Source organism: Pseudomonas sp. XP1 (genome assembly GCF_053557675.1).
Map to the genome: position 1 here is coordinate 1 of NZ_JBNRIJ010000046.1, position 24,491 is coordinate 24,491.

At 64.2% G+C, this 24,491-nt stretch carries 18 protein-coding genes; 7 read left to right on the top strand and 11 right to left on the bottom strand.

Annotation, left to right across the window (positions count from 1 at the left end):
• Nucleotides 1-175: 175 nt before the first annotated feature.
• The 9 genes from ACK1U9_RS23920 to ACK1U9_RS23960 form a co-directional block, all read right to left on the bottom strand.
• Nucleotides 176-949, bottom strand: a complete 774-nt coding sequence (locus ACK1U9_RS23920; RefSeq protein ID WP_046615913.1) for an enoyl-CoA hydratase — start codon at nucleotides 947-949, stop codon at nucleotides 176-178.
• 13 nt (nucleotides 950-962) lie between these two features.
• Nucleotides 963-2,090, bottom strand: a complete 1,128-nt coding sequence (locus tag ACK1U9_RS23925) for an acyl-CoA dehydrogenase (protein WP_046615912.1) — start codon at nucleotides 2,088-2,090, stop codon at nucleotides 963-965.
• An 8-nt stretch (nucleotides 2,091-2,098) separates the two neighbouring features.
• Nucleotides 2,099-3,292 carry an acetyl-CoA C-acyltransferase gene (locus ACK1U9_RS23930; RefSeq protein WP_085601641.1) on the bottom strand — a complete coding sequence of 398 codons (1,194 nt, stop codon included), beginning with the start codon at nucleotides 3,290-3,292 and terminating at the stop codon, nucleotides 2,099-2,101.
• 11 nt (nucleotides 3,293-3,303) lie between these two features.
• The gene (locus tag ACK1U9_RS23935; protein ID WP_013971831.1) at nucleotides 3,304-4,071 is read right to left on the bottom strand and encodes an SDR family NAD(P)-dependent oxidoreductase; all 768 of its coding nucleotides are present in this window, start codon (nucleotides 4,069-4,071) and stop codon (nucleotides 3,304-3,306) included.
• A 13-nt stretch (nucleotides 4,072-4,084) separates the two neighbouring features.
• On the bottom strand, nucleotides 4,085-5,731 hold the full coding sequence (locus ACK1U9_RS23940) for an acyl-CoA synthetase (protein WP_108481689.1): 1,647 nt from the start codon (nucleotides 5,729-5,731) through the stop codon (nucleotides 4,085-4,087).
• A 122-nt stretch (nucleotides 5,732-5,853) separates the two neighbouring features.
• Entirely contained in the window at nucleotides 5,854-10,281 is a 4,428-nt protein-coding gene (locus ACK1U9_RS23945; protein ID WP_449110225.1) for a dermonecrotic toxin domain-containing protein, read from the bottom strand.
• A 119-nt stretch (nucleotides 10,282-10,400) separates the two neighbouring features.
• The gene (locus ACK1U9_RS23950) at nucleotides 10,401-14,903 is read right to left on the bottom strand and encodes an NEL-type E3 ubiquitin ligase domain-containing protein (protein ID WP_108481691.1); all 4,503 of its coding nucleotides are present in this window, start codon (nucleotides 14,901-14,903) and stop codon (nucleotides 10,401-10,403) included.
• 78 nt (nucleotides 14,904-14,981) lie between these two features.
• Complete coding sequence (locus tag ACK1U9_RS23955) at nucleotides 14,982-16,004, bottom strand: AraC family transcriptional regulator (RefSeq protein ID WP_085601645.1); 1,023 nt, start codon at nucleotides 16,002-16,004, stop codon at nucleotides 14,982-14,984.
• A gap of 57 nt (nucleotides 16,005-16,061) precedes the next feature.
• Nucleotides 16,062-16,925 carry a LysR substrate-binding domain-containing protein gene (locus ACK1U9_RS23960; RefSeq protein WP_046615905.1) on the bottom strand — a complete coding sequence of 288 codons (864 nt, stop codon included), beginning with the start codon at nucleotides 16,923-16,925 and terminating at the stop codon, nucleotides 16,062-16,064.
• Between the two features lie 112 nt (nucleotides 16,926-17,037).
• Here ACK1U9_RS23960 and ACK1U9_RS23965 point away from each other — a divergent pair, with 112 nt between their 5' ends.
• Together ACK1U9_RS23965 and phnX are read left to right on the top strand one after the other, a co-directional pair.
• Nucleotides 17,038-18,144 (top strand): 2-aminoethylphosphonate--pyruvate transaminase, encoded by a 1,107-nt coding sequence (locus ACK1U9_RS23965; RefSeq protein WP_449110226.1) that lies wholly within the window; start codon nucleotides 17,038-17,040, stop codon nucleotides 18,142-18,144.
• 33 nt (nucleotides 18,145-18,177) lie between these two features.
• A complete protein-coding gene (gene phnX / locus ACK1U9_RS23970; protein ID WP_046615903.1) occupies nucleotides 18,178-19,005 on the top strand; it encodes a phosphonoacetaldehyde hydrolase in 828 nt (275 codons plus the stop codon).
• A 43-nt stretch (nucleotides 19,006-19,048) separates the two neighbouring features.
• Here phnX and ACK1U9_RS23975 read toward each other — a convergent pair whose 3' ends face one another.
• Entirely contained in the window at nucleotides 19,049-20,113 is a 1,065-nt protein-coding gene (locus tag ACK1U9_RS23975; protein ID WP_046615902.1) for an AI-2E family transporter, read from the bottom strand.
• Between the two features lie 133 nt (nucleotides 20,114-20,246).
• Here ACK1U9_RS23975 and trhP point away from each other — a divergent pair, with 133 nt between their 5' ends.
• Nucleotides 20,247-21,566 (top strand): prephenate-dependent tRNA uridine(34) hydroxylase TrhP, encoded by a 1,320-nt coding sequence (gene trhP, locus ACK1U9_RS23980; protein ID WP_449110227.1) that lies wholly within the window; start codon nucleotides 20,247-20,249, stop codon nucleotides 21,564-21,566.
• Between the two features lie 9 nt (nucleotides 21,567-21,575).
• Here trhP and ACK1U9_RS23985 read toward each other — a convergent pair whose 3' ends face one another.
• Entirely contained in the window at nucleotides 21,576-22,226 is a 651-nt protein-coding gene (locus ACK1U9_RS23985) for a hypothetical protein (RefSeq protein WP_085601648.1), read from the bottom strand.
• A 90-nt stretch (nucleotides 22,227-22,316) separates the two neighbouring features.
• Here ACK1U9_RS23985 and ACK1U9_RS23990 point away from each other — a divergent pair, with 90 nt between their 5' ends.
• From ACK1U9_RS23990 to ACK1U9_RS24005, 4 genes are all read left to right on the top strand, one after another.
• Nucleotides 22,317-22,481, top strand: a complete 165-nt coding sequence (locus ACK1U9_RS23990) for a hypothetical protein (protein ID WP_158090606.1) — start codon at nucleotides 22,317-22,319, stop codon at nucleotides 22,479-22,481.
• 11 nt (nucleotides 22,482-22,492) lie between these two features.
• On the top strand, nucleotides 22,493-22,924 hold the full coding sequence (locus tag ACK1U9_RS23995) for a DUF411 domain-containing protein (protein ID WP_108481693.1): 432 nt from the start codon (nucleotides 22,493-22,495) through the stop codon (nucleotides 22,922-22,924).
• Entirely contained in the window at nucleotides 22,924-23,361 is a 438-nt protein-coding gene (locus ACK1U9_RS24000) for a YqaA family protein (protein ID WP_013971818.1), read from the top strand. Before ACK1U9_RS23995 ends, ACK1U9_RS24000 begins: the two co-directional genes overlap by 1 nt.
• 75 nt (nucleotides 23,362-23,436) lie before the next feature.
• Nucleotides 23,437-24,435 (top strand): alpha/beta fold hydrolase, encoded by a 999-nt coding sequence (locus tag ACK1U9_RS24005; protein ID WP_085601650.1) that lies wholly within the window; start codon nucleotides 23,437-23,439, stop codon nucleotides 24,433-24,435.
• Nucleotides 24,436-24,491: the final 56 nt, after the last annotated feature.

Consider the following 24,491-nt stretch of genomic DNA (forward strand, 5'->3'; position numbering starts at 1 on the left):
TGGGGCCTCAGCGCTTGACGGGCATCCATGCCCGTCACCTCCCTCCGCAGTCCCTCCGCTCGGCCTCCTGAAGTCGCAATCGGCGGCGCCTGAACTATTGCGCGCTTAAAAGCAAAAGCAAAAGCAAAAGCGAAAGCAACGGCAACGGCAACGGCAACTGCAATGCCGATTCCAATCAGCGGTCCTTGAACTGCGCCTCGCGCTTGGCAATGAACGCAGCCATTCCCTCTTTCTGGTCTTCGGTAGCAAACGCCGCATGGAACACCCGTCGCTCGAAGCGCACACCCTCGCTTAGGGTGACTTCGAACGCACGGTTGACGCTCTCCTTGACCATCATGCTCACCGGAATCGACTTGCTGGCAATGGTCGCGGCCACCTTCAGCGCCTCTTCCACCAGCTCCGCCTGCGGCACGATACGCGCCACCAGGCCAGCACGCTCAGCTTCCTCAGCCCCCATCAGGCGACCGGTCAGGCACAGTTCCATGGCCTTGGCCTTGCCCACCGCACGGGTCAGGCGCTGGGTGCCGCCCATGCCCGGCAACACGCCAAGGTTGATTTCCGGCTGGCCGAACCTGGCATTGTCCGCCGCCAGGATGAAGTCGCACATCATCGCCAGCTCGCAGCCACCGCCTAGGGCAAAACCGGACACTGCAGCAATGATCGGCTTGCGCCTGTTGGCAATGCGGTCGGCATCGCTGAACAGGTCGTCAACGTAGATTTGCGGGTATTGCAGTTCGGCCATTTCCTTGATGTCCGCACCAGCGGCAAAGGCCTTGGCGGAACCGGTCAGCACCACGCAGCCGATGTTCGGATCGCGTTCGAGCTGGTCCAGGGCCTGGTTGATCTCGCCGACGATCTGCGCATTCAGCGCGTTCAGCGCCTGCGGGCGGTTGAGGGTGATAAGGCCGACCTTGCCGTGGATATCCAACAGGATGGTTTCGAATGCCATGCAGTCTGCTCCTTCAAAGATTGCGCGCAATGACCATGCGCTGAATGTCGCTGGTGCCTTCGTAGATCTGGCAAACCCGAACGTCGCGGTAGATCCGCTCCAGCGGGAAGTCACTCAGATAGCCATAACCGCCCAGGGTCTGCAAGGCATCCGAACAGACCTTTTCGGCCATTTCCGAGGCAAACAGCTTGGCCATCGACGCTTCCACAAGCGCCGGGCGCCCGGCATCGCGAAGCGCGGCGGCGTGCAGCACCATCTGCCGGGCCACGGCAATCTTGGTCGCCATGTCGGCCAAGCGGAAGGCCACCGCCTGGTGTTCGATCAGCGCCTTGCCGAAGCTCTGCCGCTCGTTGGCGTAGTCGCGCGCCACTTCGAACGCCGCGCGGGCCATACCCACCGCCTGGGAGGCGATGCCGATGCGGCCGCCTTCGAGGTTGGCCAAGGCAATCTTGTACCCCTCGCCTTCGGCGCCCAGACGGTTGGCCACCGGTACGCGCACATTATCGAAAACGATCTGGCAGGTATCGGAGGCGTGCTGCCCGAGCTTGTCCTCGACCCTCGCCACCTGGTAGCCCGGCGAATCGGTGGGCACGATGAAGGCACTGATGCCGCGCTTGCCCGCGTCCGGGTCAGTCACGGCGAACACGATCACCACCCCGGCGTTCTGCCCGGAGGTGATGAACTGCTTGCTGCCATTGAGCACGTAGTGGTCGCCATCCAGACGTGCACGGGTCTTCAGGCTACTGGCGTCGGAGCCAGCCTGCGGTTCGGTCAGGGCGAAGGCGCCGAGCATCGCACCGCTGGCCAGCGGGGTGAGGAACTGCTCTTTCTGCCGCTCGCTGCCAAAACGCAGGATCGGCACACAACCCACCGAGTTGTGCACGCTCATGATGGTCGAGCAGGCGCCGTCACCGGCGGCGATTTCCTCCAAGGCCATGGCATAGGCCACGTAGCCGGTGTCGCTGCCGCCCCACTGCTCCGGCACCAGCATGCCGAACAGGCCCAGCTCGGCCATCTCGTCGATGGCCTCTTTGGGGAAGCGGTGTTCCTTGTCCCATTGCTCGGCAAACGGCTTCAGGCGCTCCTGGGCAAAGGCGCGTACCGCGTCGGCGATCTGTTGTTGCTCGTCAGTTACCAGCATGGTTCACCTCAATACAGGCATTCGACTGCCATGGCCGTGGCCTCGCCACCGCCAATGCAGATGGCCGCCACGCCACGGCGCAGGTTGTTCTGGCGCAGGGCCGACAGCAGGGTCACCAGGATGCGTGCGCCGGAAGCGCCGATCGGGTGGCCAAGGGCGCAGGCGCCGCCATGGATATTGACCTTGTCGTGCGGCAGGTCGAGGTGTTTCATGGCCGCCAGGGTGACCACGGCAAAGGCCTCGTTGATCTCGAACAGGTCGACCTCGGCCAGGTTCCAGCCGGTGCGTTTCATCAGTTTGTCGATGGCGCCGATCGGCGCGGTCGGGAACAGTGCCGGGGTGTCGGCAAAGGCGGCGTGCCCGTGGATCACCGCCAGCGGCTTGAGGCCGCGCTTGTCGGCTTCGGAGCGGCGCATCAGCACCAGTGCCGCGGCACCGTCGGAAATCGAGCTGGAGTTGGCGGCAGTCACCGTGCCCCCTTCGCGGAAGGCCGGCTTGAGCTGCGGGATCTTGTCCAGGCGCGCCTTGGGCGGTTGTTCGTCGTCCTTGATGACGCGCTTCTCTTTGCCCTCGATGACCTCGACCGGCACGATCTCGGCAGCAAAGCGACCGCTCTTGATGGCGTCCTGGGCGCGGGTCAGCGAGGCAATGGCGAACTGGTCCTGGGCTTCGCGGCTGAAGGCATTGGCCTGGGCGCAGTCTTCGGCAAAGGTGCCCATCAGGCGGCCCTTGTCGTAGGCATCTTCCAGGCCGTCCATGAACATGTGGTCGATGATCCTGCCATGGCCCATGCGGTAGCCGCCACGGGCCTTGTCCAGCAGGTACGGTGCGTTGGTCATGCTTTCCATGCCACCGGCCACCACCACATCGGCGGTACCGGCCAGCAGCAGGTCATGGGCCATGATCGCCGCCTGCATGCCCGAACCACACATCTTGTTCAGGGTGGTGCAGGTGGTGTGCTTGTCCAGCCCGGCGCCCAGCGCGGCCTGGCGCGCCGGTGCCTGGCCCTGGCCTGCCGGCAGCACGCAGCCGAACAGCACCTGCTCGACACTGGTGGCATCGATGCCAGCGCGCTCCACGGCACCACGGATGGCGGCGCTGCCCAGCTGCGGCGCGGTCAGGCTCTTGAGGTCGCCCTGCAGGCCGCCCATGGGCGTGCGCACGGCGCTGACGATAACGATCGGGTCATTGGCGAGGGTCATGTTCGCTCTCCTTACTTGGCAGCCATGCGCAGTGCACCGTCGAGGCGGATCACCTCGCCGTTGAGCATGCTGTTCTCGATGATGTGGCGGGCCAGCGCGGCATATTCCTGCGGGCGACCCAGGCGCGGTGGGAAAGGCACACCGGCGGCCAGTGAGGCGCGTACTTCCTCGGTCATACCGGCCATCATCGGCGTTTCGAAGATGCCCGGGGCGATGGTCATCACTCGGATGCCGAAGCGCGCCAGTTCGCGAGCGGTCGGCAGGGTCAGGCTGGCGATGGCGCCTTTGGAAGCAGCGTAGGCGGCCTGGCCGATCTGGCCGTCATAGGCGGCGATGGAAGCGGTGTTGATGATCACCCCGCGCTCGCCCCCCTCATCGGCAGCCCCTTCGGCCATGGCCGCAGCGGCCAGGCGCAGCAGGTTGAAGCTGCCGATCAGGTTGACATTGATGACCTTGGCAAAGCTGGCAAGGCCATGCGGGCCCTGCTTGCCCAGCACTTTCTCGGCACCGACGATACCGGCGCAGTTGACCAGCCCGTGCAGGCTCCCAAAGGCGCTGACAGCCGCATCCACCGCCGCCTGGGCGGCCTGCTCGTCGCTGATGTCGGCGACCGCAAAACGGGCGTTTTCGCCCAGCTCGCGGGCCTTGGCTTCGACGGCCTGGGCATTGAGGTCGACCAGCATGACCTTGGCGCCGGCCTCGACCAGCATCTGGGCGGTAGCAGCACCGAGCCCGGAGGCGGCACCGCTGACGATGAAGTGTTTGTTGGCTATTTGCATGATCGGTTTCCTTTCAGGCGCTGGCAGGGGTGGCCTGTTGCGCTTGTTGTTTGGCGACTTCCTGGTTGCGCAGGATGAAGCGTTGCAGCTTGCCGCTCGGGGTCTTGGGCAGCTCGCTGACGAATTCGATTTCCCTTGGGTAAGCGTGGGCGTACAGGCGCTGACGCACGTGCTGGCGCAAAGCCTCCTCAAGCTCGGCACTGCCCAGGTAACCGCTGGCCAATACCACGAAGGCCTTGATCAGCTCGGTGCGCTCCGGGTCCGGTTTGCCGATCACTGCCGCTTCGATCACCGCCGGGTGCTCGATCAGCGCGCTTTCCACGTCGAACGGGCCGACCCGGTAGCCGGAGGTAGTGATCACATCGTCGCTGCGGCCGACGAAGCTGATGCTGCCGTCCTGGTTCAGCTCGACGGTGTCGCCGCTGAGGTAGTACTTGCCGACGAAGGCTTTGGTCGGCAGGCCGTGGTAGCCCGCGAACCAGCACAGTGGCGACTGCTCACGGTCGACCGCGAGGATACCCGGCTGGCCGGCGGGCAGTTCGTTACCCTGCTCGTCCAGCACCACGATGCGGTGGCCGGGGATGGCGAAGCCGGCCGAGCCGAGGTGTACCGGGTGCTGCAGGCCATGGTGGTTGCACAGCACCATGCCCAGTTCGGTCTGTCCGTAGTGGTCGTGGATGGTCACGCCCAGTTCGTCGGCGAACCAGCGGATCACTTCCGGGTTGAGCGGTTCACCGGCACTGCTGACCACCCGCAGGCGGCCCTTGATCGGTGCCGAGAAGTCATCCCCGGCGGCAATCAGCAGGCGATACGCGGTGGGCGAGCCGGCCAGATTGGTGATGCCCAGCTTGTCGATCACCCGCGCGCAGCTTTCAACACTGAACGGGCCATCGTAGAAGGTGGTGGCATGGCCCAGCGACAGCGGGCCAGTGACTGCGTAATAGAGGCCATAGGCCCAACCCGGGTCGGCCAGGTTCCAGAAGTTGTCCGCTGGGCGCAGGTCGATGGCATCGCGCATGTAGCCCTGGAACGCGACGATGGCACGCAGTGGCACTTCCAGCGGTTTGGCCGGGCCGGTGGTGCCGGAGGTGAACATCAGCAGGAACGGGTCGTTGCCCGAGCGCATGACCGGCTCGCATTTGTCTGCGGCATCGTACAGGCACTGCTGGAAGTCCAGCTCGCCACTGCGGGCATTGACGGTGATGATGGTCGGGCAGGCGTGCACATCGTCCAGCTTGGCGCGGTTGTGGCTGTCGGTGACGACTACGCGGGCGTGGGACTGCTCCAGGCGATGTTCGATGGCCTTGGGGCCGAACGCGGTGAACAGTGGCTGATACACAGCACCGAGACGCCAGGTGGCGAGGATGGTGACCAGCAGTTCGGGGGTACGAGGCATCAGGCCGGCAACCCGGTCACCGGCTCCCACGCCTTGTGCCTGGAGCACATTGGCGAAACGGGCGGCCAGGGCCTGCAACTGATCGAAGCTCAACCGCGCGCTGTTGCCGTCGCGGTCTTCCCAGACCAGTGCGGTCTTGCCCTTACCGGCATGGCGGTCGCAACATTCGACACAGGCATTCAGAGCTTCGAGGTTGCCATGCAGCGCCGCAGCAGCAGCCTGGCCATGGTCGAACGCACGAGCGGCCTCGGTGTAATCGCGCATCGTCGGACTCCTGGTTTCTTGTTTTTGGAGTTGAACCATCGGTCCGACGATGTTCGCGCCGCGTTGGCGTCGCGGCAATGGCCTAAGTTGTCAAACTGGATGACCGGTTTGGCCTGTGGCCATCAGCCCGGTGCGCGCTCCAGACTGATCACGTAGTGCCGGGTCAGTTGCAGTCGCAACGCCAGCCGATCGACCCGCAGCTGTGCATCCAGCGCCTGTATCTCATTCAGGTACTGTGCTTCACCCAACTCGCCACGCCGTGCCGCCAGTGCCGCCCGCTGCTCACCGCCAAGTTGCTCCAGGTCACTGAACGGCCGCGCAAAGTACTGCTGCACAAAGCGCTGCCAGAACGCGCGCGTGCACAGGTCGGCCACTACATCATTGAGAGCGTCCGCCCTTCCCACGGCCGCCTCTGCCGACTGCAGCCGATGCTCGCTCAGCCCTACGTCGGCCGCCCTGAGGCGCATTCTGGCAGGCTGGAAAGGCAACCTGAGCCTGGTGCGCAAGCGCACCCTGTAGCGCATTGCCAGCGTCGCCAGTACTGCCGGTTCGGCGAAACCTTCGAGGTTCTGCCGCTCGGCCTCGACATACTCGTCAAGGCAATCCAGGCGCTGCAAGGCCCGCCCCAACGCCAGCAACCTCGGGCCACGAGATTGGGCGCCATCGCCAGCCGCGTCGCGCTCGGCATGCAGACGCAGCAGCCGGCTGAACAGCTCGATGGCACCGTTGTCATCCTTTACCGCACCGGCTGCCGCCAGTTGCACCTGGCGAGCGAATTCGGCGTCTGTCGCCATGATCGACAGGCATTGCCAGCCCATGCGCAACAGATAAGACTTGGGCCAGCTGAAGTCCGACAGGCCTTGCAAAAGCTCCAGCAAATCGAACAAGCGGGCATTTTCGTCCTGGGTGCTCAGCCGGTCCCAAAGCTCGCCCCGCTCAGGGCTGGCGGAATCGGACCCGACCCACCAGGCGCGGCCAATCGCCGCCTCCGGTTCCTCCAGCAGCGGCGCCAAGGCATAGAGCTTGCCGTAATCGGCCATGGACAGGCGGTTGCCATCGATCAGGATACGCTGGCGAAACTCCAGCGGCATGGCCAGCACGCCGTCAGGCACCCCCCTCAGGAAATTGTCACGCAGGTCGGCTCGTTGCAGGAAGCCGCACAGCTCGAGCCCTCTTGGCCATTCGCTTAGCCCGCAGCGGCGCAAATTCAGCTCGACCAGATGAGGGAGGTGATGGAAGCGCATTTCGTAAACCCCAAGCGGGCTGTTATGGCTCAGGTCGAGGTGACTGAGCAGCGGTAACCCGTTCAAGGCTTCGATGGCATGGGCATCCAGGCGAATGCGGTTATGCCCCAGGCGCAACCGGCGCAGGTTGGTCAGGTAGCCTAGCCCGCGCGGGCAACGCAGCAGCTGGTTGTGCCTCATGTCCAGCTCCTGCAGGTAGGTGAAAGCGCGCAGAAACTCCTCGTTCACCACCCCGATAGACGTCTCGCTCAATACCAGGGTGGTGACGTGATAGAAATCGACAGCCGCGGGCAAGACAGGCAACGAATCCGTTGGCAGATCATTCAGGACCAGGCGCAGCCCCTGGCGCTTGCCGTCACTGTCGACCACCACATGGTCGCCAAGCGCCTGCCAGGCACGCAGCAGTCGTTCGGCGAACAATTGCCGCCGGGCCCGCAATGTGTCACTCAGTGCAGCCGACACCCAGCGATTGAGCGCGCGGTTCAGCTGCTCAAAATCGTCCTGCAGCGCCATGAGCGCATCGGCGACCGGCACATTCTGCAGCAGCCAGCGGTCAACTTGCGTTTCCAGCGAATCGCCCAGCCCCGGGAAGAATCGCCTCAGGCCGGCCCGCAGCTGGTCCCTGGGGGTGGTCAGCGGTGACGCGCGCCCGCTGAGCAGGTAACCGACGCGGCCATCGGCAAGGCGCTGGCCGGGGTTGAACCAACGCTCCGTCGGCGCCCAGCCCAGCATGTGGGCGATTTCCCCATGGGTACCAAGGTGCACCATGAGCTTCTCGCGCAAGCGCTGGGCATCGGCATTCTCCGCAAGGCCCAACCGGCCCAGCAGGTTGCGCGATTCGAGCGCGGCCAGCACGGCCTGGAATATATCCGAGGAAGGTGGCTGCATCGCGAGTTTTCGGCCTTGCCCGTCATACAAGGCAAAGACCCCTTGCTCACGCACCAGCACCCGCTGCTCGGCCGCGTCGCCAACCGAACCGATGCGCTTCAACGCCACGGCATCCGTAGCAGCATTGCTCAACGCCAGGCTGAACGCTTCAATGGCCTCGACATTCAGCAATGCCAACACCAGCATGCCCGTTTCGTTGCTGTACGCACTCGGTAGATAAAGCCCTGCCAGGGCCCTGCTCACCTTCGCCACCGAGCACAACGACCTGGCCTGGGTGGCCAAGCTTTGCGGCAACTTCCCACCACTGACGAACTCCTGGCGAGCCTCGTGACTTGCTCCATCGGCCAGATCGCGCGCATAGGCTTCCGGCAGCCCCACCGCCATCAGCGGCTTGAGCAAAGGCTCCGCCGATTCGGGCAGGCCTGTCAGCCGTGCGAACAGCAGGTCGCTCGACGCTGGCCGGTCCGCAAGCACCGCGGCACGCCCTTTTTCGCTGCCCGTTCGGGCCTCGCACCAGGCCAGCAACTGCAGGTCCTGATCAGAGACAGTGTCGTGTTCCAGGTGGCGAAAGAACGTGTCGATTCGGGCATCGGCATCGAATGCCCTTAGGGTTTCCCGCAAGGTGGCGGGCGTTCGCCGGTTTTCCACCAGCAGCCCGCGAAGTTCGTCCTGATCGATGCCGGCAATGCGCAAGATCTGCTGCGCCTGCTGGCTATCGAACGGTTGATCGCGCGGCCAAAGGGTATCGAGCATTTTCGCAGGGTCGCGCCAGCCCTGTGGCTCATCGTGCATCAGGCGCCAGCTACGTTCCCCATTGTGCAGCACGACCGGGCCGTACGCCTCTGCGCGGCTGGGGTGGCGCAGGCGCCAAGGGCCATCAGGGTCAGGCCGATGAAGCTCGTAGAAAACTCCGTCTGCCTTCATCCAGCGGCGCTCGCCATCCACATAAGCCCCGTCCGCACCCAAGGTGGTCGTTTCAGGGGTCGAGGCAAAGGCTGTCAGATCTCGGGACCACAAACGCCCCGCCCCATTGGCGAGCCTTACCGGCTCCAGCGCCGCGACGAACGCGCTGCGCACGATAGTGACACCCGCTACCGTTGCGGCGGTGCCCGCCAGTATCTCGGCAACCCCGAGCATGTGCTCCAACGCTTCGTGCTGATGGCCTCGCGACCAATCCTGAGCACCTTCGAAAACCTCCGAGAGGGCCTGGGCCACCAGTTGCCCGAGTAGCAAACCGCCCACCACCGGAATGAACAGACCAGCCAGGTTGAGCACATCGAAACCGGCGGCCTTCCACGCCTCATGCCGCTCACGCGACGCGGCTTCATCGGCATCGGCGGTCGGCACCAGCAACAGGCGGCCATCCTGCTTCACCCGGTTTGTCTGCTGTGCAGCCAGCGCCTGAAAGATGTCATGCTGCGGCACGCTGCCATCGAGTTCCAGGTCCGGCTGGTCATCCTCCAGGCGTGCCCGCAACTTGTGCATGAACCCGGCACGTTGACCCAGGCCTATCAGCTGGCTGAACGCCTGGCGGTAGGGTTCGTGGCGCAGCTCTGCCACCAGCGCGCGGTTGATCGAGTCCTGGCTGTCAAAGTATCGCAACGCCTGGACCGGGTCGCTGGCCAGGTAGAGCACGCCGCCCTGCGTTTGCCCATGTATGTCACGAAGTTGAATCCATACACCATCTGCCACTGGGCAACCGAGGGCTTCGAGCAGGCCCGGATGGCCAGTAAGGCCAGCGGATTGATGGCCCGCGGGTTTATCCACCAAAGCGTGCAATGCCTCTTTTACCGGCTCGGTGATCTCGCCTTTCAGCGCAGCTACCTGCACGGCCAGGCGCAGCCCGGAGCGTTTGTCTTCACTGAGGACGCGCAGTGCCGCAGCATCGAATGTGCGGTCCAGCTCCTGCTGATACAGGCGCCCGGCGTCCAGTTTGCGGCAAGCTTCGACCAGCTCATCGGTCCCCCGCGACAGTACCCGTTCCTGCCCCGGGGCGACCAACCCGGTTCCCAGGTAGAAATCGTTGCTGGCGGCAAAGTTGCGCATCAGGCGCAACAAGCCGTTCTCACGACGTTGCCCGTAAGTGGGAAATTGCGGCTCAGCGCCCAGCGTGGACGAGAAACGATGGGAAACCTCCAGCCACTCCAACTGCCAGAACGCTACGTCGCCCGGCAGCGACTCGCGCAACAAACTGGCGAATTGCCGTTCGGCAAACTGCCGTGGTGACAGCAACGCCAGGGTGATCCCGCGCAACCTGGCCTGGGTGGCATGATGGGCGTCCAGGCTTTCGCGCAAGGCGCGGACCTGGCTCTGCGTGGCCTGTTTGAGCCAGGCAGGCAATCGGTCACCGATGAAACCGTCGTGCAAGTGGTTGGAAGACACAGAGGCGAGCTGTGGGGCTTGTGATTCGCGGGGCATTGCAGGTCCCTGGATGGCTGCGAGAGCCAAGCATGGTGTACAACCTGCCGGTGCTTGCGCAGAGGGAACCCCTGCGATAGAAACGGGGCGGCACACCGTGTGCCGCCCGTGAAGCGTTGTCACTGCACCTTTGGCGCCATGATCGCTTCGCGCGTCAGGCGCTGGGCAAGGCTGGCCAGGCCCTGCTCGCGCTCATCGCGCAGGGCATTGCTCAGGTTCCAGTACTCGTCACTGGTCAAGGCTTCTCTTTGCTCGTCCAATGCCTCCAGCCGAACGGTGAATTGCGTTTCCAGGGCTTCGAAGTCGTCAGGATGCTCTGCTCGAAGTACCGGCAACCAGAAATCACGTTCACTGATGAACACGATACTTTGCTCGCCCGCCTCCACCTGCAGCACTTCCTTGCAAGCCTCCTCCAGTTGCAGCGGCGACACGTTGGCCAGCCTGCCAAATTGCATATGGCGCGGCTGGCCCAACAGGTCCAGGCGCTGGGCCAGGCCGCTGAGGTAGGCAAGGTTGACCTCCACTTCCTCTTCATCGTGGCCGCCTCGGCTCCAGCGTCCATCCTGGTAACGGGCGTCGATTTCGCGTCGGGCGATTTTCTCTACCCAGTGCACGCGAAACAACCGCTTGGCCAACTGCAAGCGTGCCGCGCGGGTCGATATCGGGTCACCACCGCGGGTGGCCTGCTCGACATGCATGCGCACCTCAAGGCGGCTGAACAAGGTGGAAACGCTGTCCACACAGGTGGTGGGCTCGGCTGCCAGGTCAAACAGCGCCATGCGCGTGGCGGTATCGGCATGGGCCGCATCCAGCATTGCCCATACCCTGAACCCGAGTTCGGCCGATGCTTTGCTGAATTCGGCCGTGGTCGTCAGTTGCCTCAGCAGCTCGAAGAACGCCAAGCTGCCGGGCTCGGCATTCAGCGCATTCCATTTCCCTTCCTGCGCCTGCCGCACCGCTGGGTCCAGGGTCTGCAGCCATTCTTCCCGGGCAGAGGCGTGCCGTTGCGGGCGGGGCGAGGCCAGCAGGCGTTCGGCGCCATACAGGCGCTCGAGATCCTGCACTGCCAGCGCATTGCCCTCCAGGTGCATGGCACGGCGCAACTGCAGCGGGGCCTGGAACAAGGCTGCCGGCAACTCGGCTATCTGGTTGTTGCGAAGATCGGCGAACACCAACAGGCCACACCACTCCAGGCCCGAGGGCAGCGCTGTCATCTGTACGCGGTTCAAACGCAGAATCCGCAGGCTGGGCAGCCGATCGAACTGTAGCCTGATGTTGCCGAGCGGGTTGTCACTCAGGTCCAGCGAACGCAAGAGCGCCAGGCCGGTCAGCACATTGGCCTGTGGCGCCGAGATACGAATACGGTTACGCGGCATCAGCAACTGGCGCAAGGCGGTCAACCGCTCCAGCCCCTCAGGTAGCGCACGCAAGGCGTTGTCGCTCATGTCCAGGCACAGCAGATCCGGGAAGCAGGCGAGGAACCCCGACGGGATGGCGTCCAGACCGAGCGCTGACAGGGTCAATTCCGACACGTGCGAGAAGTCCGTCCCGACCGGCAACACGGGCAGGCCGCCCACCGGTACGGCGACGATGCTCAGGCTGAGCATCGCATCATTGCCGATAGCCCCGACGAAGCGATCAATGCGCATCTGCCAGGCACGCCGCAACGAATCTGCGACTCGTCGACGTGCGCGGCTGGCGCTGCCCGCCCCCTCTGCAACCCAGGCCAGCAAGCTGTCATCCAAGCGACGGTATTCCTGCTCGACACGCAGCAAATTCTCGAACAAGCCCCCACGCATGTCCAACAGACTCTGGATATAGCGATCGACACCGACATCTCCAATACCGGGGTACAAGGCGCGCACCCGCTGCCGCACCACGCGCTCAGGCGAGCCAATGCACGACTGGCAGCCCCCCAGTGGATAGCCCAGTCGGCCATCGGCCAAACGCTGCATGGGCGATGCCATGGGCCTTGCCTCCCGCCAGCCGAGCAGGTGCAGCACAGCCTGCCGGTCACGGGGTAGCCAGGCCTGCATCTGCTTGCGAATTCTGGCCGGCGCATCGGCGCCATCCCACCCCTGTCGCACCCGGTATTCCACGGGCAGGCAAGCAGCCAGCACTTCGAACAGCCCCTGGGGCTCGGCGACCTCGCGCTCATCCGGCAAGCCTCTGCTGTTGTAGAGCTGGAAGCGCCCCTGCCGTCTGACCAGCACCACTGCATGCTCAAGGTCGGTCTCAGCGAACAGCCGTTCCATCGCCGCCCCGGCATACGGGTTACGGCGCAATATCAGGTTGAAATCTCCAGCGCGGGGGCCATGCCAACGCAGCAGGGCAAAAGCCAGCGCAACCACTTCCGGCCGGTAACTGCCTTGCAGGTACAACGCTTCGCGCATGCGCGTCAGGCGCGCCAGCTGCAGGGCCACCCGCGCATGTTCAGCCAACGCCAGCGGCAAGCGAGACTCTGCTTGCATGCGCAAGCGCATAGCCTCGGTGGCCTGCTCGAGCACATCGAGGGCATAGGCGTCTGGCAGCGTCGGGAAGTCTCGCTGAATCAATCCCAGCAGCGGGTCGTCGGCCAGGTAAAGCCTGGAGAAGTGCTCGAGCATTGCTTCACGCAACTCGATTGCCGCGTCACCGATCGACAGCGCCTGTTCTTCGAGGGTTTCACCCTGCAGTTGCAACCGTTCGATGCACCATTGCCACAGCTCGGTATCGGTATTGGCCTCCCCCGCTTCCAACCGGCTGAAAAAGGCCTGCGCGCGCGCGTCCACGGCAAAGCGCTGCAAGGTATCGCGCAGCTGCACCGGCATCCTTCGCCGCTCCACCAGCAGGCCACGCAGGTAGGCCTCGTCAACATCCGCGACCGTCAGCACCTGCTCCATCCGCACAGCGTCCATCGCGGTCGCTGTCGGCCAAAGCCGCCCAAGCAACAGTGCAGCACCCTGCCATTCCAATGGCCGCTCATAAGCCAGCCGCCAGCCACGCGCAGAGCAGCGCTCCAGCACCGGCCCGAACGCCGCGTCGCCTTCGGCATGCAGCAAGCGCCAAGCGCCATTGGCGGTTTGCCTTACCCGATACAAGGCACCATCCAACCGCCACCAATGGCGTGTACCCTCTGCGAGCAAGCCGTTGTCGAGCTCCGTCAGCTGTACTGGCGGCGTAGTTTCCTGATAAGGCGCCAGCTCATTACGCCACAACCGTTGCCGGCCATCTTCGGTGATGACCGGCTCCAGGGTTTCGACGAATGCGCTGCGGGCCAGATGGACACCGACGACCACCGCCCCCGTGGTTGCCACACTGAAGGCCACCCGGAGCATATGCGCCAAAGCCTCATGCTGATGGCCCAGCTGCCAGTCACGCACGCCCTCGAAAGTCTCGGTCAACAGTTGCCTGGCCAGGTCCGCCACCAACAAAGCCCCGATGACCGGCACAAAAAGGCCCGCCAGGTTGAGCAATACCAGGCCGGCGCTCTTGAGCTCGTCCAGGCGCTGCTCCGAAGCCGCGTCATCGGCCTGGGCAGTGGGCACCGCAAGGAAGCGGGCATCGGCCTTGATTCGCCGCATATGCCAGGCGGCCATCGACGCGAAACCATCCCCCGCTTCCACCACCCTGCGAGGTTCCAGGTCAGGCTGTGCATCCTGCAAGCGGGTGGCCAGGGCCTGCTCGCAAGTGGCGCGATCACCCAAGGCGATGCGCCGCACGAATGCCTGTCGATAGTCTTGGTTGCCCATCGCCGTGGCCAGGACCCGGTTCGCCTCATCCCAGCTGGTGAACGCGCGCAGGGGTTGCGCCTGATCGTCAGGGGTGTACAGGATCACTCTTTTCAAGCGCCCAGGTACACCAAAGGAAAACGTGGACTGGGAATGCTCGATCAATTCAACGGCAACCGCGCCGTCCACCCGGCAGCCAAGAACCTGCAGCGCGCCGATCTCCAGCTGCACCGGCCCATCGATCACGGCGGGTTCATCCTTGCACGCGATACGCAGCACCAGCAGGTCTTCCGGATCCAGCTGCTGCTTGATGGCCGCGATCTCGACCGCCACGGCCAGTTCCAGACGCCGGTCGGTGGTCAGGGCCTTCTCAAAGTCAGGTGTCAACACCTGCGCCAGGTGCCGCTGATAGGCGCTGCCGACATCCACCTCACGGCACAGGCTGACAATCCGATCGAAGTCTTCGCTTACCACCTGCTCGGCCTGATGGGCCTGCGGGAGAGTCAAGGCAGTGCCGAGAAAGAAAGATTCGTTGGCCTTGAAATTCTGCAACAGCTTTTGCAAGGCCGGCATGCGCACAAAGTACGGTTGATAATCAGGGATCAATCCTGCTCTCACATCCAGCCGTGCGCGTGTTTCACGCCACACCAGCTTGTCCAGGTCAACCTGCAGTTTCAGCTGGCTGTCCTGGCGCAAGGCAGGCTCGAGCAGCTGCTTGGCAAAACGGTCCAGAGGCTGCAGGCGGTCGGCGAAGCCTGCCATTTGCCGCTGACTCGCCAGATAGGCGTTGAAACGCAGCTGCAGCATGGCAAGCTGCTTTGGCTTGGCCGCCTTCAGCCAGGCTGGCAAGCCTTGCGCGATGAAGTCTTCGGCGGGGTGAAGCAACTTGGGGTGCACGGCAGGTTGAGACATGGTCGATTTCCTGATCAGTGATCGACTTGTCACGATGCTCGCCAGCGGCGGCGGCCGACAGCGGGAAGGCGTGGTTCCCTAGCCGCCACTGCCGCGTTTGAGGACCAGCGCCCGGTAATGCCCGGGGTTGCAGCCGAACCACTTGCGAAACGCCTTGTAGAACGAACTGCTGTCGGCAAAGCCCAGGCGCTCGGCGATTTCGCCCATGGCCGCATCTTCCTGGCTCAGCCAGGCAATCGCCAGCTCACGTCGCACGCTGTCCTTCAGGCCTTGGTAATTCTGCCCCTCCTCGGCCAGCCGTCGGCGCAGGGTCGAGGGTGACAGGCACAACTGGCGCGCCAGGCTGTCGCCGTCGGGCCACTGCCCAGGGTCCAGGCGCAGCAGATCGGTGCGAATGCGCCGCCCGAGGCTGGCCGGGTCACGGTACTTGACCAGGATGTTGCCCGGCGCCTCGGCCAGAAAGCGCTGCAGTTCTTCTTCGCTGCGCCGCAGCGGCAGCTCGAGGCAGTCGGCAGCGATGATCATGCGCGTACGCGGGCGCTCGAACTGCAGGTTCTCCGAAAACATCACCCGGTAGTCATCGCAGAACGGCGGCTCGGCACAGCGCAGATCGATGGCCAGGATAGGGATACGCCGCCCGGCCAGCCAGCAAGTCACACCGTGCACAATCATCCAGAAGGTGAAATAGGTGAAAGCGCGGCGCGGTGTGTCACGCGGTTCGTTGATGACGATTTCGGCCAGGCCTTGCTGGCGCACCAGGCTTGGCTGCAGGTCTTCAAGCATCAGTGACAGGAACGCCAGCGCGGTTTCCAGGCCGGCGCCCAGGTTCGGTTGGCCCATGCTGGCGCGGCACATGAACGCCAGGCTGCCGCTGCGCAGACCGCGCGGGTCCATGGCGAAGAACTCATCGTTGCAGCGCCGCGCCAGCAGACGCCAGAGCCGGGCATAGGACTCGGCGCTGACTCGAGCCGCTGGCAGGTGCAGCTGTTCGACGGCGATACCCGCCCGGGCCAGCAAGCCGGTATCGGGCTCGCCGGCGGGGCACGTCTGCAACAGCGCCTCGCGCACCAGCTGCATGGAAATGGTGTCTTTCTCGCTCATCGACAGTCCTGTCGGCTCAATGCCGGCCATCTTAGGCCGCCCCGCTGAAAACAGCCATCACAGCCCCGCCGCCAGGCCGAGAAACGCCTGGATCAGGCGCAGCTCGCGGCGACGCTCCAGGCAGCCGATCAGGTGCTGGTTGACCAGGCCGTCACCGGCCAGTGGCCGCGCCACTACCCGCGGGTCATTGGCCACTTCGGTGGACGAGACCACGCCAATGCCCAGCTCCGAGGCCACCGCTTCGGTCACCGCCTCGCGGCTATCCAGTTCCAGCAGCACCCGAGGTTGCACGGCGGCCTTGCTGCAGGCCTTGTCGAAGGTGCGCCGCGTAGTGGAGCTGGGTTCGCGCAACACCATGATCTGCTGGTGCAGCTCAGCCAGCGGCAAGTCGCCATCGCCGTTGGCCCAGGCATGCCCCGCCGGCAGCAAGGCGCACAACCGCGACTCGCACAGGTTCTGCAAATGCAGGCCTTTGCGCGGCTCGATCTCGGTCAGCACGGCCACATCGGCATGCTCGCTGAGCAATGCCGCCAAGGTTTCCTGGGCATTACCCAGGCGCAGGTTGACGGTAATGCCCGGGTAGCGCTCGCGCAGCAGCGCCAGCATCGGCATGACCCGGTGCGGGCCATCGGCCGCCACCTCCAGGCGCCCGGTCAGCAATTGGCGGTTGGCCTCGAGCATGGCCTGCGCCTCTTCGGCCAGGCCGAACATGGCGCGGGTGATGGCCGCCAGGCGGGTGCCCTCTTCGGTCAACTCCACCCGCCGCGCGGTACGCCGCAGCAAGGTGATCTGGTAGTGCTCCTCCAGCGCCTTCACGTGCCCGGTCACTGCCGGCTGGCTGATGAACAGGCGTGCGGCGGCACGGGTGAAGCTGCCCTCACGGGCCACGGCATCGAAGGCACGCAACTGGAACAGGTTCATATTTATCGGCCTGACTTATAGCTCGAATAACAACAAACAATTTGATTGATGACAGCGCCAATTGCAACCTAGGCCCCGTAGTTTCAGCCCACCGCTTGTGAGGAATAACGGAATGAGCAACGCCCCGATTCTGCTGACCCCAGGTCCCCTGACCACATCAATCCGCACCCGCCAAGCAATGCTGGTGGACTGGGGCTCCTGGGACCGCGACTTCAACCAACTGACTGCCAGTGTCTGCGAGCAACTGCTGGCCATCATCGACGGCAGCGCCAGCCACCACTGCGTCCCCCTGCAAGGCAGCGGCACCTTCGCCGTGGAAGCGGCCATCGGCACCCTGGTGCCGCGTGATGGCAAGGTCCTGGTGCTGATCAATGGCGCCTATGGCCAGCGCCTGGCGAAGATATGCAAAGTGCTGGGCCGTGCCTACAGCACCTTCGAAACTGCCGAAGACCAGCCGACCACCGCCGCCGACGTCGACCGCCTGCTGGCCGCCGACCCCGCCATCACCCATGTCGCGCTGATCCACTGCGAAACCAGCACCGGTATTCTCAACCCGCTGCCCGAAATCGCCCAAGTGGTCAAAGGCCACGGCAAGCGCCTGATCATCGACGCCATGAGCTCGTTCGGCGCACTGCCGATCGATGCCCGCGCCATCCCCTTCGAGGCGCTGATTGCCGCCTCCGGCAAATGCCTGGAAGGGGTACCTGGCATGGGCTTCGTGTTCGCCGAGAAAACCGCCCTGGCCGCAGCCGAAGGCAATGCCCATTCGCTGGCCATGGACCTGCACGACCAGCACACCTACATGGCCAAGACCGGCCAGTGGCGCTTCACCCCGCCGACTCACGTGGTCGCAGCCCTGCACGAAGCGCTGCAGCAATACAACGAGGAAGGGGGCCTGCCAGCGCGCCACCAGCGCTACGCCGACAACTGCAAGACCTTGCTCGATGGCATGGCCGCCATCGGCCTGCGCAGCTTCCTGCCTGCCGAGATCCAGGCGCCGATCATCGTCACCTTCCACGCACCGAACGATCCCCGATACCAGTTCAAGTACTTCTACGAACGGGTCAAGGCCAAGGGTTTCATACTCTACCCGGGCAAGCTGACCCAGGTGGAAACCTTCCGTGTCGGCTGCATCGGCGTGGTCGGAGCGGATGGCATGCAGGCCGCCGTGAATGCCGTGGCCGAGGTGCTGCGGGAAATGGAAGTGCTGGACATCTGACCCTTTGCCCACCCAATTCAGGAACAAGCACACATGAACTACAGCAACCCCACCCAGCTGCAAGCCGCCATCCTCGACTGGGCCGGCACCGTGGTCGACTTCGGCTCCTTCGCCCCGACCCAGATCTTTGTCGAAGCCTTTGCCGAATTCGATGTGCAGGTGTCCATCGAAGAAGCCCGCGGCCCGATGGGCATGGGCAAGTGGGACCACATCCGCACTCTGTGCGATGTGCCAGAAATTGCCGAGCGCTACCGCAAGGTGTTCGGCCGTACCCCGACCGACGATGATGTCACCGCCATCTACAACCGCTTCATGCCGCTGCAGATCGAAAAGATCGCCGTGCACTCGGCGCTGATCCCTGGCGCCCTGGACACACTCACCGGCCTGCGCCAGGAAGGCCTGAAGATCGGCTCTTGCTCGGGCTACCCGAAGGTGGTGATGGACAAGGTGGTGGAGCTGGCCGCGCAAAACGGCTATGTGGCCGACCATGTGGTGGCCACCGACGAAACCCCGAACGGCCGCCCATGGCCGGCCCAGGCCCTGGCCAACGTGATCGCGCTGGGTATCGACGATGTGGCGGCGTGCGTGAAGGTCGACGACACCGTACCAGGTATTCTCGAAGGCCGCCGCGCCGGCATGTGGACCGTGGCTCTGGTGTGCTCGGGCAATGCCCTGGGGCTGACCTGGGAAGGCTATCGCGCGCTGAGCGCCGAAAAGCTGGAAAGCGAGCGCCAGCGCATCCACGCCCTGTTCGCCGGCTCCCGGCCGCACTACCTGATCGACACCATCAACGAACTGCCCGAAGTGATCGCCGACATCAACCGGCGCCTGGCCAAGGGTGAGATGCCACAAACATCCTGACCCGGCCATGGGGGCTGCTTTGCAGCCCCAGCAAGGCCCGCCCCTACTCCGGCAACTGCACCCGGGGTTTGGTTGCCGCGAAGATCGCCCAACTCGACACGAACAGTGCCGCGATCAGTGGCCCGATCACGAAGCCGTTGAGCCCGAACACCGCCAGCCCGCCCAGCGTCGACACCAGAATCAGGTAGTCCGGCATTCGCGTGTCCTTGCCCACCAGGATCGGCCGCAACAAGTTGTCCACCAGGCCGATCACCAGCACGCCGAATGCGGTCAGGATCACCCCCGACAAAATTGCACCGGTCAGCAGGAAATACGCCGCTACCGGCGCCCACACGATCCCCGCACCTACCGCCGGCAACAACGACAGAAACGCCATCAGCACCGCCCACACCAGCGCACTCGGGATACCCAGCACCCAGAAGATGAAACCGCCCAGCGCCCCCTGGGTAATGGCCACCAGCACGTTACCTTTCACCGTCGCCCGCACCACACGGTTGAACTTCAGCTGCAAACGGCGCTTCTGGTGTTCAGGCAGCGGCACTGCCAGACGCACCTGGCGGGCGACCTCCGCGCCTTCGCGCAGGAAGAAGAACAACAGGTACATCATGATGCCGAAGCTGATCACGAACTCGAAGGTGCCCTGCCCAAAGTTGAACGCCTGGCTGGCCAGCACCTGGCTGCCTTGGGTTGCCCATTTGGTGATCTTGTCGCGCAGCCCGTCGAGGTTGCCCATGCCCATGCTGTCCAGCCCCCGCTGGGCAAAAGCCGGAAGCATGTCCTTGCCGCGCTCGACATAGCCGGCAATATCCAGCTCCCCATGCTCGATGCGCTGGTACAGGGTGGCGCCCTCCTGCACCAGCAGCGCGCTGGTGATGATCACCGGAAGGATCGCCACCAGCAGGCACACCAGCAAGGTGGTTGCCGCGGCCAGGTTGCGCCGACGGCCAAAACGCAGCAGCAGGTGGCGCTGCAGCGGAGCGAACAGGATGCCGAGTATCACCGCCCAGAAGATGGCACCGTAATACGGCAACAGGATCCAGATGAAGGCGATGGTCACCAGCGCCAGCAGTACTGCCAGGGCTTTGTTCTGCAGGGCGGTCTGGTTCATCGCGGTTCCTCGCATGGCTTATGCGTTATTAGTGCACCGCGCCTTGGTAAAAGTGCCGTCATTCCCTTGATGCAAGTCAATACGCGCCGTGTCTGCCAGCCCTAGCATCCGCGCCTTTTGCTCCGGTGCGCACATGAACCCTATCGCCAAGCCCGAACTGCTGGCCCCCGCCGGCACCCTCAAGACCATGCGCTACGCCTTCGCCTACGGCGCCGACGCGGTCTACGCCGGCCAGCCACGCTACAGCTTGCGGGTGCGCAACAATGAGTTCGACCATGCCAACCTGACCCTGGGCATCCAGGAGGCGCATGCCCTGGGCAAGCGCTTCTACGTGGTGGTCAACATTGCCCCGCACAATGCCAAGCTCAAGACCTTCCTCAAGGACCTGGCGCCGGTGATCGAGATGGCACCGGATGCGCTGATCATGTCCGACCCAGGCCTGATCATGCTGGTACGCCAGCACTTCCCGCAGATGCCGGTGCACCTGTCAGTGCAGGCCAACACGGTGAACTGGGCCAGCGTGCAGTTCTGGCAGCAACTTGGCCTGAGCCGGGTGATCCTGTCGCGCGAGCTGTCGCTGGAAGAGATCGAGGAAATCCGCCAGCAGGCGCCGGACATGGAGCTGGAGGTGTTCGTCCATGGAGCCCTGTGCATGGCCTACTCCGGTCGTTGCCTGCTGTCTGGCTACCTCAACAAGCGCGATGCCAACCAAGGCACCTGCACCAACGCCTGCCGCTGGAAGTACGACGCCACCCCAGCCACCGAGAACGCCACCGGCGACATTGTGCGAGAGGTGCAGCCCACGCTGGGCCTGGGTACGCCGACCGACCAGGTATTCCTGCTGCAGGAAAGCAACCGCCCCGGCACCGAAATGCCGGCGTTCGAAGACGAGCACGGCACCTACATCATGAACGCCAAGGACCTGCGCGCCATCCAGCACGTCGGGCGCCTGGCCACCATCGGCGTGCACTCGCTGAAGATCGAAGGCCGCACCAAGTCGCATTTCTACTGCGCCCGCGCCGTGCAGTCGTACCGCCAGGCGATCGACGACGCGGTGGCCGGGCGGCCATTCGACCGCTCGCTGATGGACAACCTCGAGTCTCTGGCGCAGCGCGGCTACACCGAAGGTTTCCTGCGTCGTCACGTGCATGACGAATACCAGAACTACCAACGCGGCAACTCGGTGTCCGAACGCCAGCAGTTCGTCGGCGAACTGACCGGCCTGCGCGTGGACGGCCTGGCCGAGGTCAAGGTAAAGAACCGCTTCGCCGTGGGTGACCACCTGGAACTGATGACCCCACGCGGCAACTACCACTTCGATCTCGAGCATATGAGCAATGGCCAGCAGCAACCGCTGCAGGTCGCCCCGGGCGATGGCCACACCATCTACCTTCCTGTTCCCGAGCAGGTGCCATTGGCATACGGCCTGCTGATGCGTGACCTGCCAGCTTGAGCGAGGTGGCTAGAGCTCAATCCTGGTAATGGCGCCAAGGCGCCGGTCGCCCAACTCTTTACGAATCTGCTGACGAAAAGCGGCGAAACGTTCCAGGTCAAAACGGTAAACAGTGCCGGTGTTCCACACGACGATGTCACGCTGGGCCTCGCTCCAGAATCCGAAGTCGCGCATCTCCACCGTGCCATTGAAGCGAAACGAGTAGACCGCCAGATGGATCTGGCCTTCCTCGTCCTTCTGGCAGGGTGTTATCAGAAACGATGAGGCGACGTCGTTCTGCCAGCCAGACTGCAGGAACTTGCTGGCGTGTGCACTGATTCGCAGTTCCTGCATGGAGGCACGCGCCAGTTGGGCCAACAGCGTCGGTGTGCTGCCTGTGCCGATGGGCTCGAGCCTGGTATCGAAATCGTCATGATCCCTGATGACCTGGGGCGGCAACTCCAGGGCGGCCGTCTTTACGCAGCCATGTTTCTCCAGGCGATTGCGGAAGCGGTCGAACCAGCTTTTCCATAGCTCGTCCCGATCGAGGAAGCGGCTTGCGAACTCATCGGCATGGTCCAGCAACGTTTGCACGTCCTGGCGTTCCTCGTCGGACAGGTTTGGTCCGATGCCGATCAGATTGGTCTTGGAGTACAACAGGCAGTCCAGGGGTAGCGTCATGATCCAGCAGGCTCTCAGATAGGTGTGCCGCACGTTAGCCAGCGTGATGACAGGCCGGCATCCGGAACCACTACCAGGCAGGTAGACTGGGTGCCTGACAACGCTGGCGAACAGCAACAGGCCGCGCTGCGCCAGAAAGCCGCTTGCGCTATGCTGCTGGCCAACCGATGGATACCGGACCGCCCCTGGGGCCGTAACGGCACCGGGCGCGTGCAAGGCACAGGCCTGGTCGCCGGTATCCGCCCACGTTTTTGAAGAGGTGCTTCATGGAGCTGCGTAAACACCTGCTGCCCCTGGGCCTGCTGGCTGTCACTGGCCTGGCCCAGGCTGGCGAGACCATCGACGTCTACCGCGACCCCAACTGTGGTTGCTGCAAGGCCTGGATCAGCCACCTGCGCGACAACGGCTTCACCGTCAACGACCATGTCGAGCCAAACATGAGCGAGGTCAAGCAACGCCTGGGCGTGGCACCACGCCTGGCGTCGTGCCATACCGGGGTGATCGACGGCAAGTTCGTCGAAGGCCACGTGCCGGCCGAGCAGGTGCGCCTGCTGGCCAAGCGCAACGACCTCAAGGGCCTGGCGGTGCCGGGCATGCCGATGGGCTCGCCGGGCATGGAAATGGGTGACCACAAGGATGCCTACCAGGTCATCGGCGTGACCCAGGACGGCAAGGACACCGTGGTCGCCAACTACTGATGCTAAGCCTGTGGGCGCTGTTCCTCAGCGCCTTCGGCGCCGCCACCCTGCTACCGCTGCAATCGGAGGCCGTGCTTGTCGGCCTTTTGCTGCGCCAGCCCGAGGCCTGGGCCACCCTGCTGCTGGTGGCAACCCTGGGCAATGTGCTGGGCTCAGTGGTCAACTGGGTGCTGGGCCGGGCCATCGAGCACCTGCGCGACAAGCGCTGGTTCCCGTTCAGCCCTGCCCAGCTGGAGCGCGCGCAACAGCGCTACCAGCGCTGGGGTCAATGGTCGCTGCTGCTCAGCTGGATGCCGGTGATCGGCGACCCGCTGACGCTGATCGCCGGCATCATGCGTGAGCCGTTCTGGCGCTTCCTGCTGCTGGTGACGCTGGCCAAGGCTGGCCGCTATGGGGTGCTGGCGATGATTACCCTGGGCTGGTTTCACGCCTGGTAACACCTTTCACGTTCCGCGTGGTCCACTGGCTGTTACAGTCGCCCCTTTCTACATGGCCCTACACGGAGTGCCCCCATGCTGCGCGCAACCGCCCTGGCCCTGGCCTGCCTCGCCGGCAGTTCGGCCATCGCCGCCGAATCGCCCACCTACGGCCCCCAGCTGGAGGGCTTCAGCTACCCGCATCCGCTCAAGCATTTCGACTTCAAGTCCCAGGGCCAGGCCCTGCAGATGGGCTACATGGACGTGCCCGCACAAGGCCAGGCCAACGGCCACAGCGTGGTGCTGATGCACGGCAAGAACTTCTGCGCTGCCACCTGGGAAACTACCATCAACGCCCTGAGCAAGGCTGGTTACCGGGTCATCGCCCCGGACCAGGTCGGCTTCTGCAGCTCCAGCAAGCCGGCGTATTACCAGTACAGCTTCCAGCAGCTGGCGAGCAACACCCATGCCCTGCTCGAGCAGCTGGGCGTGAAGCAAAGCATCGTGCTCGGCCATTCCACCGGCGGCATGCTTGCCACCCGCTATGCCTTGATGTACCCGCAGCAGGTGGAGCGCCTGGCGATGGTCAACCCCATCGGGCTGGAAGACTGGAAAGCCCTGGGCGTGCCCTACCGTACGGTGGACCAGTGGTATGCGCGCGAGCTCAAGCTGGATGCCGAAGGCGTGCGCGAGTACGAACGCAAGACTTACTACGCCGGGCGCTGGAAGCCGGAGTACGAGCGCTGGGTGCAGATGCTGGTGGGCCTGAACAAGGGGCCGGGGCATGAAGCGGTGGCGTGGAACTCGGCGCTGATCTACGACATGATCTTCACCCAGCCGGTGTACCACGAGTTCAAGGAGCTGCAGATGCCCACCCTGCTGCTGATCGGTGACCGGGACACCACAGCCATTGGCAGTGATATCGCGCCGCCGGAGGTGAAAGCGAAGCTGGGCAAGTATGCAGTGCTGGGGCCGCAGGTGGCCAAGCTGATTCCCAAGGGTGAGCTGATTACCTTTGAAGGCATGGGGCATGCGCCGCAGATCGAGGAGCCGGTGCGGTTCAACCGTACGCTGGTGGAGTGGTTAGGGCGCTAGATCTAATTTGGGGGCCGCTTTGCGGCCCTTCGCGGGCTCGCCCGCTCCCACAGGTA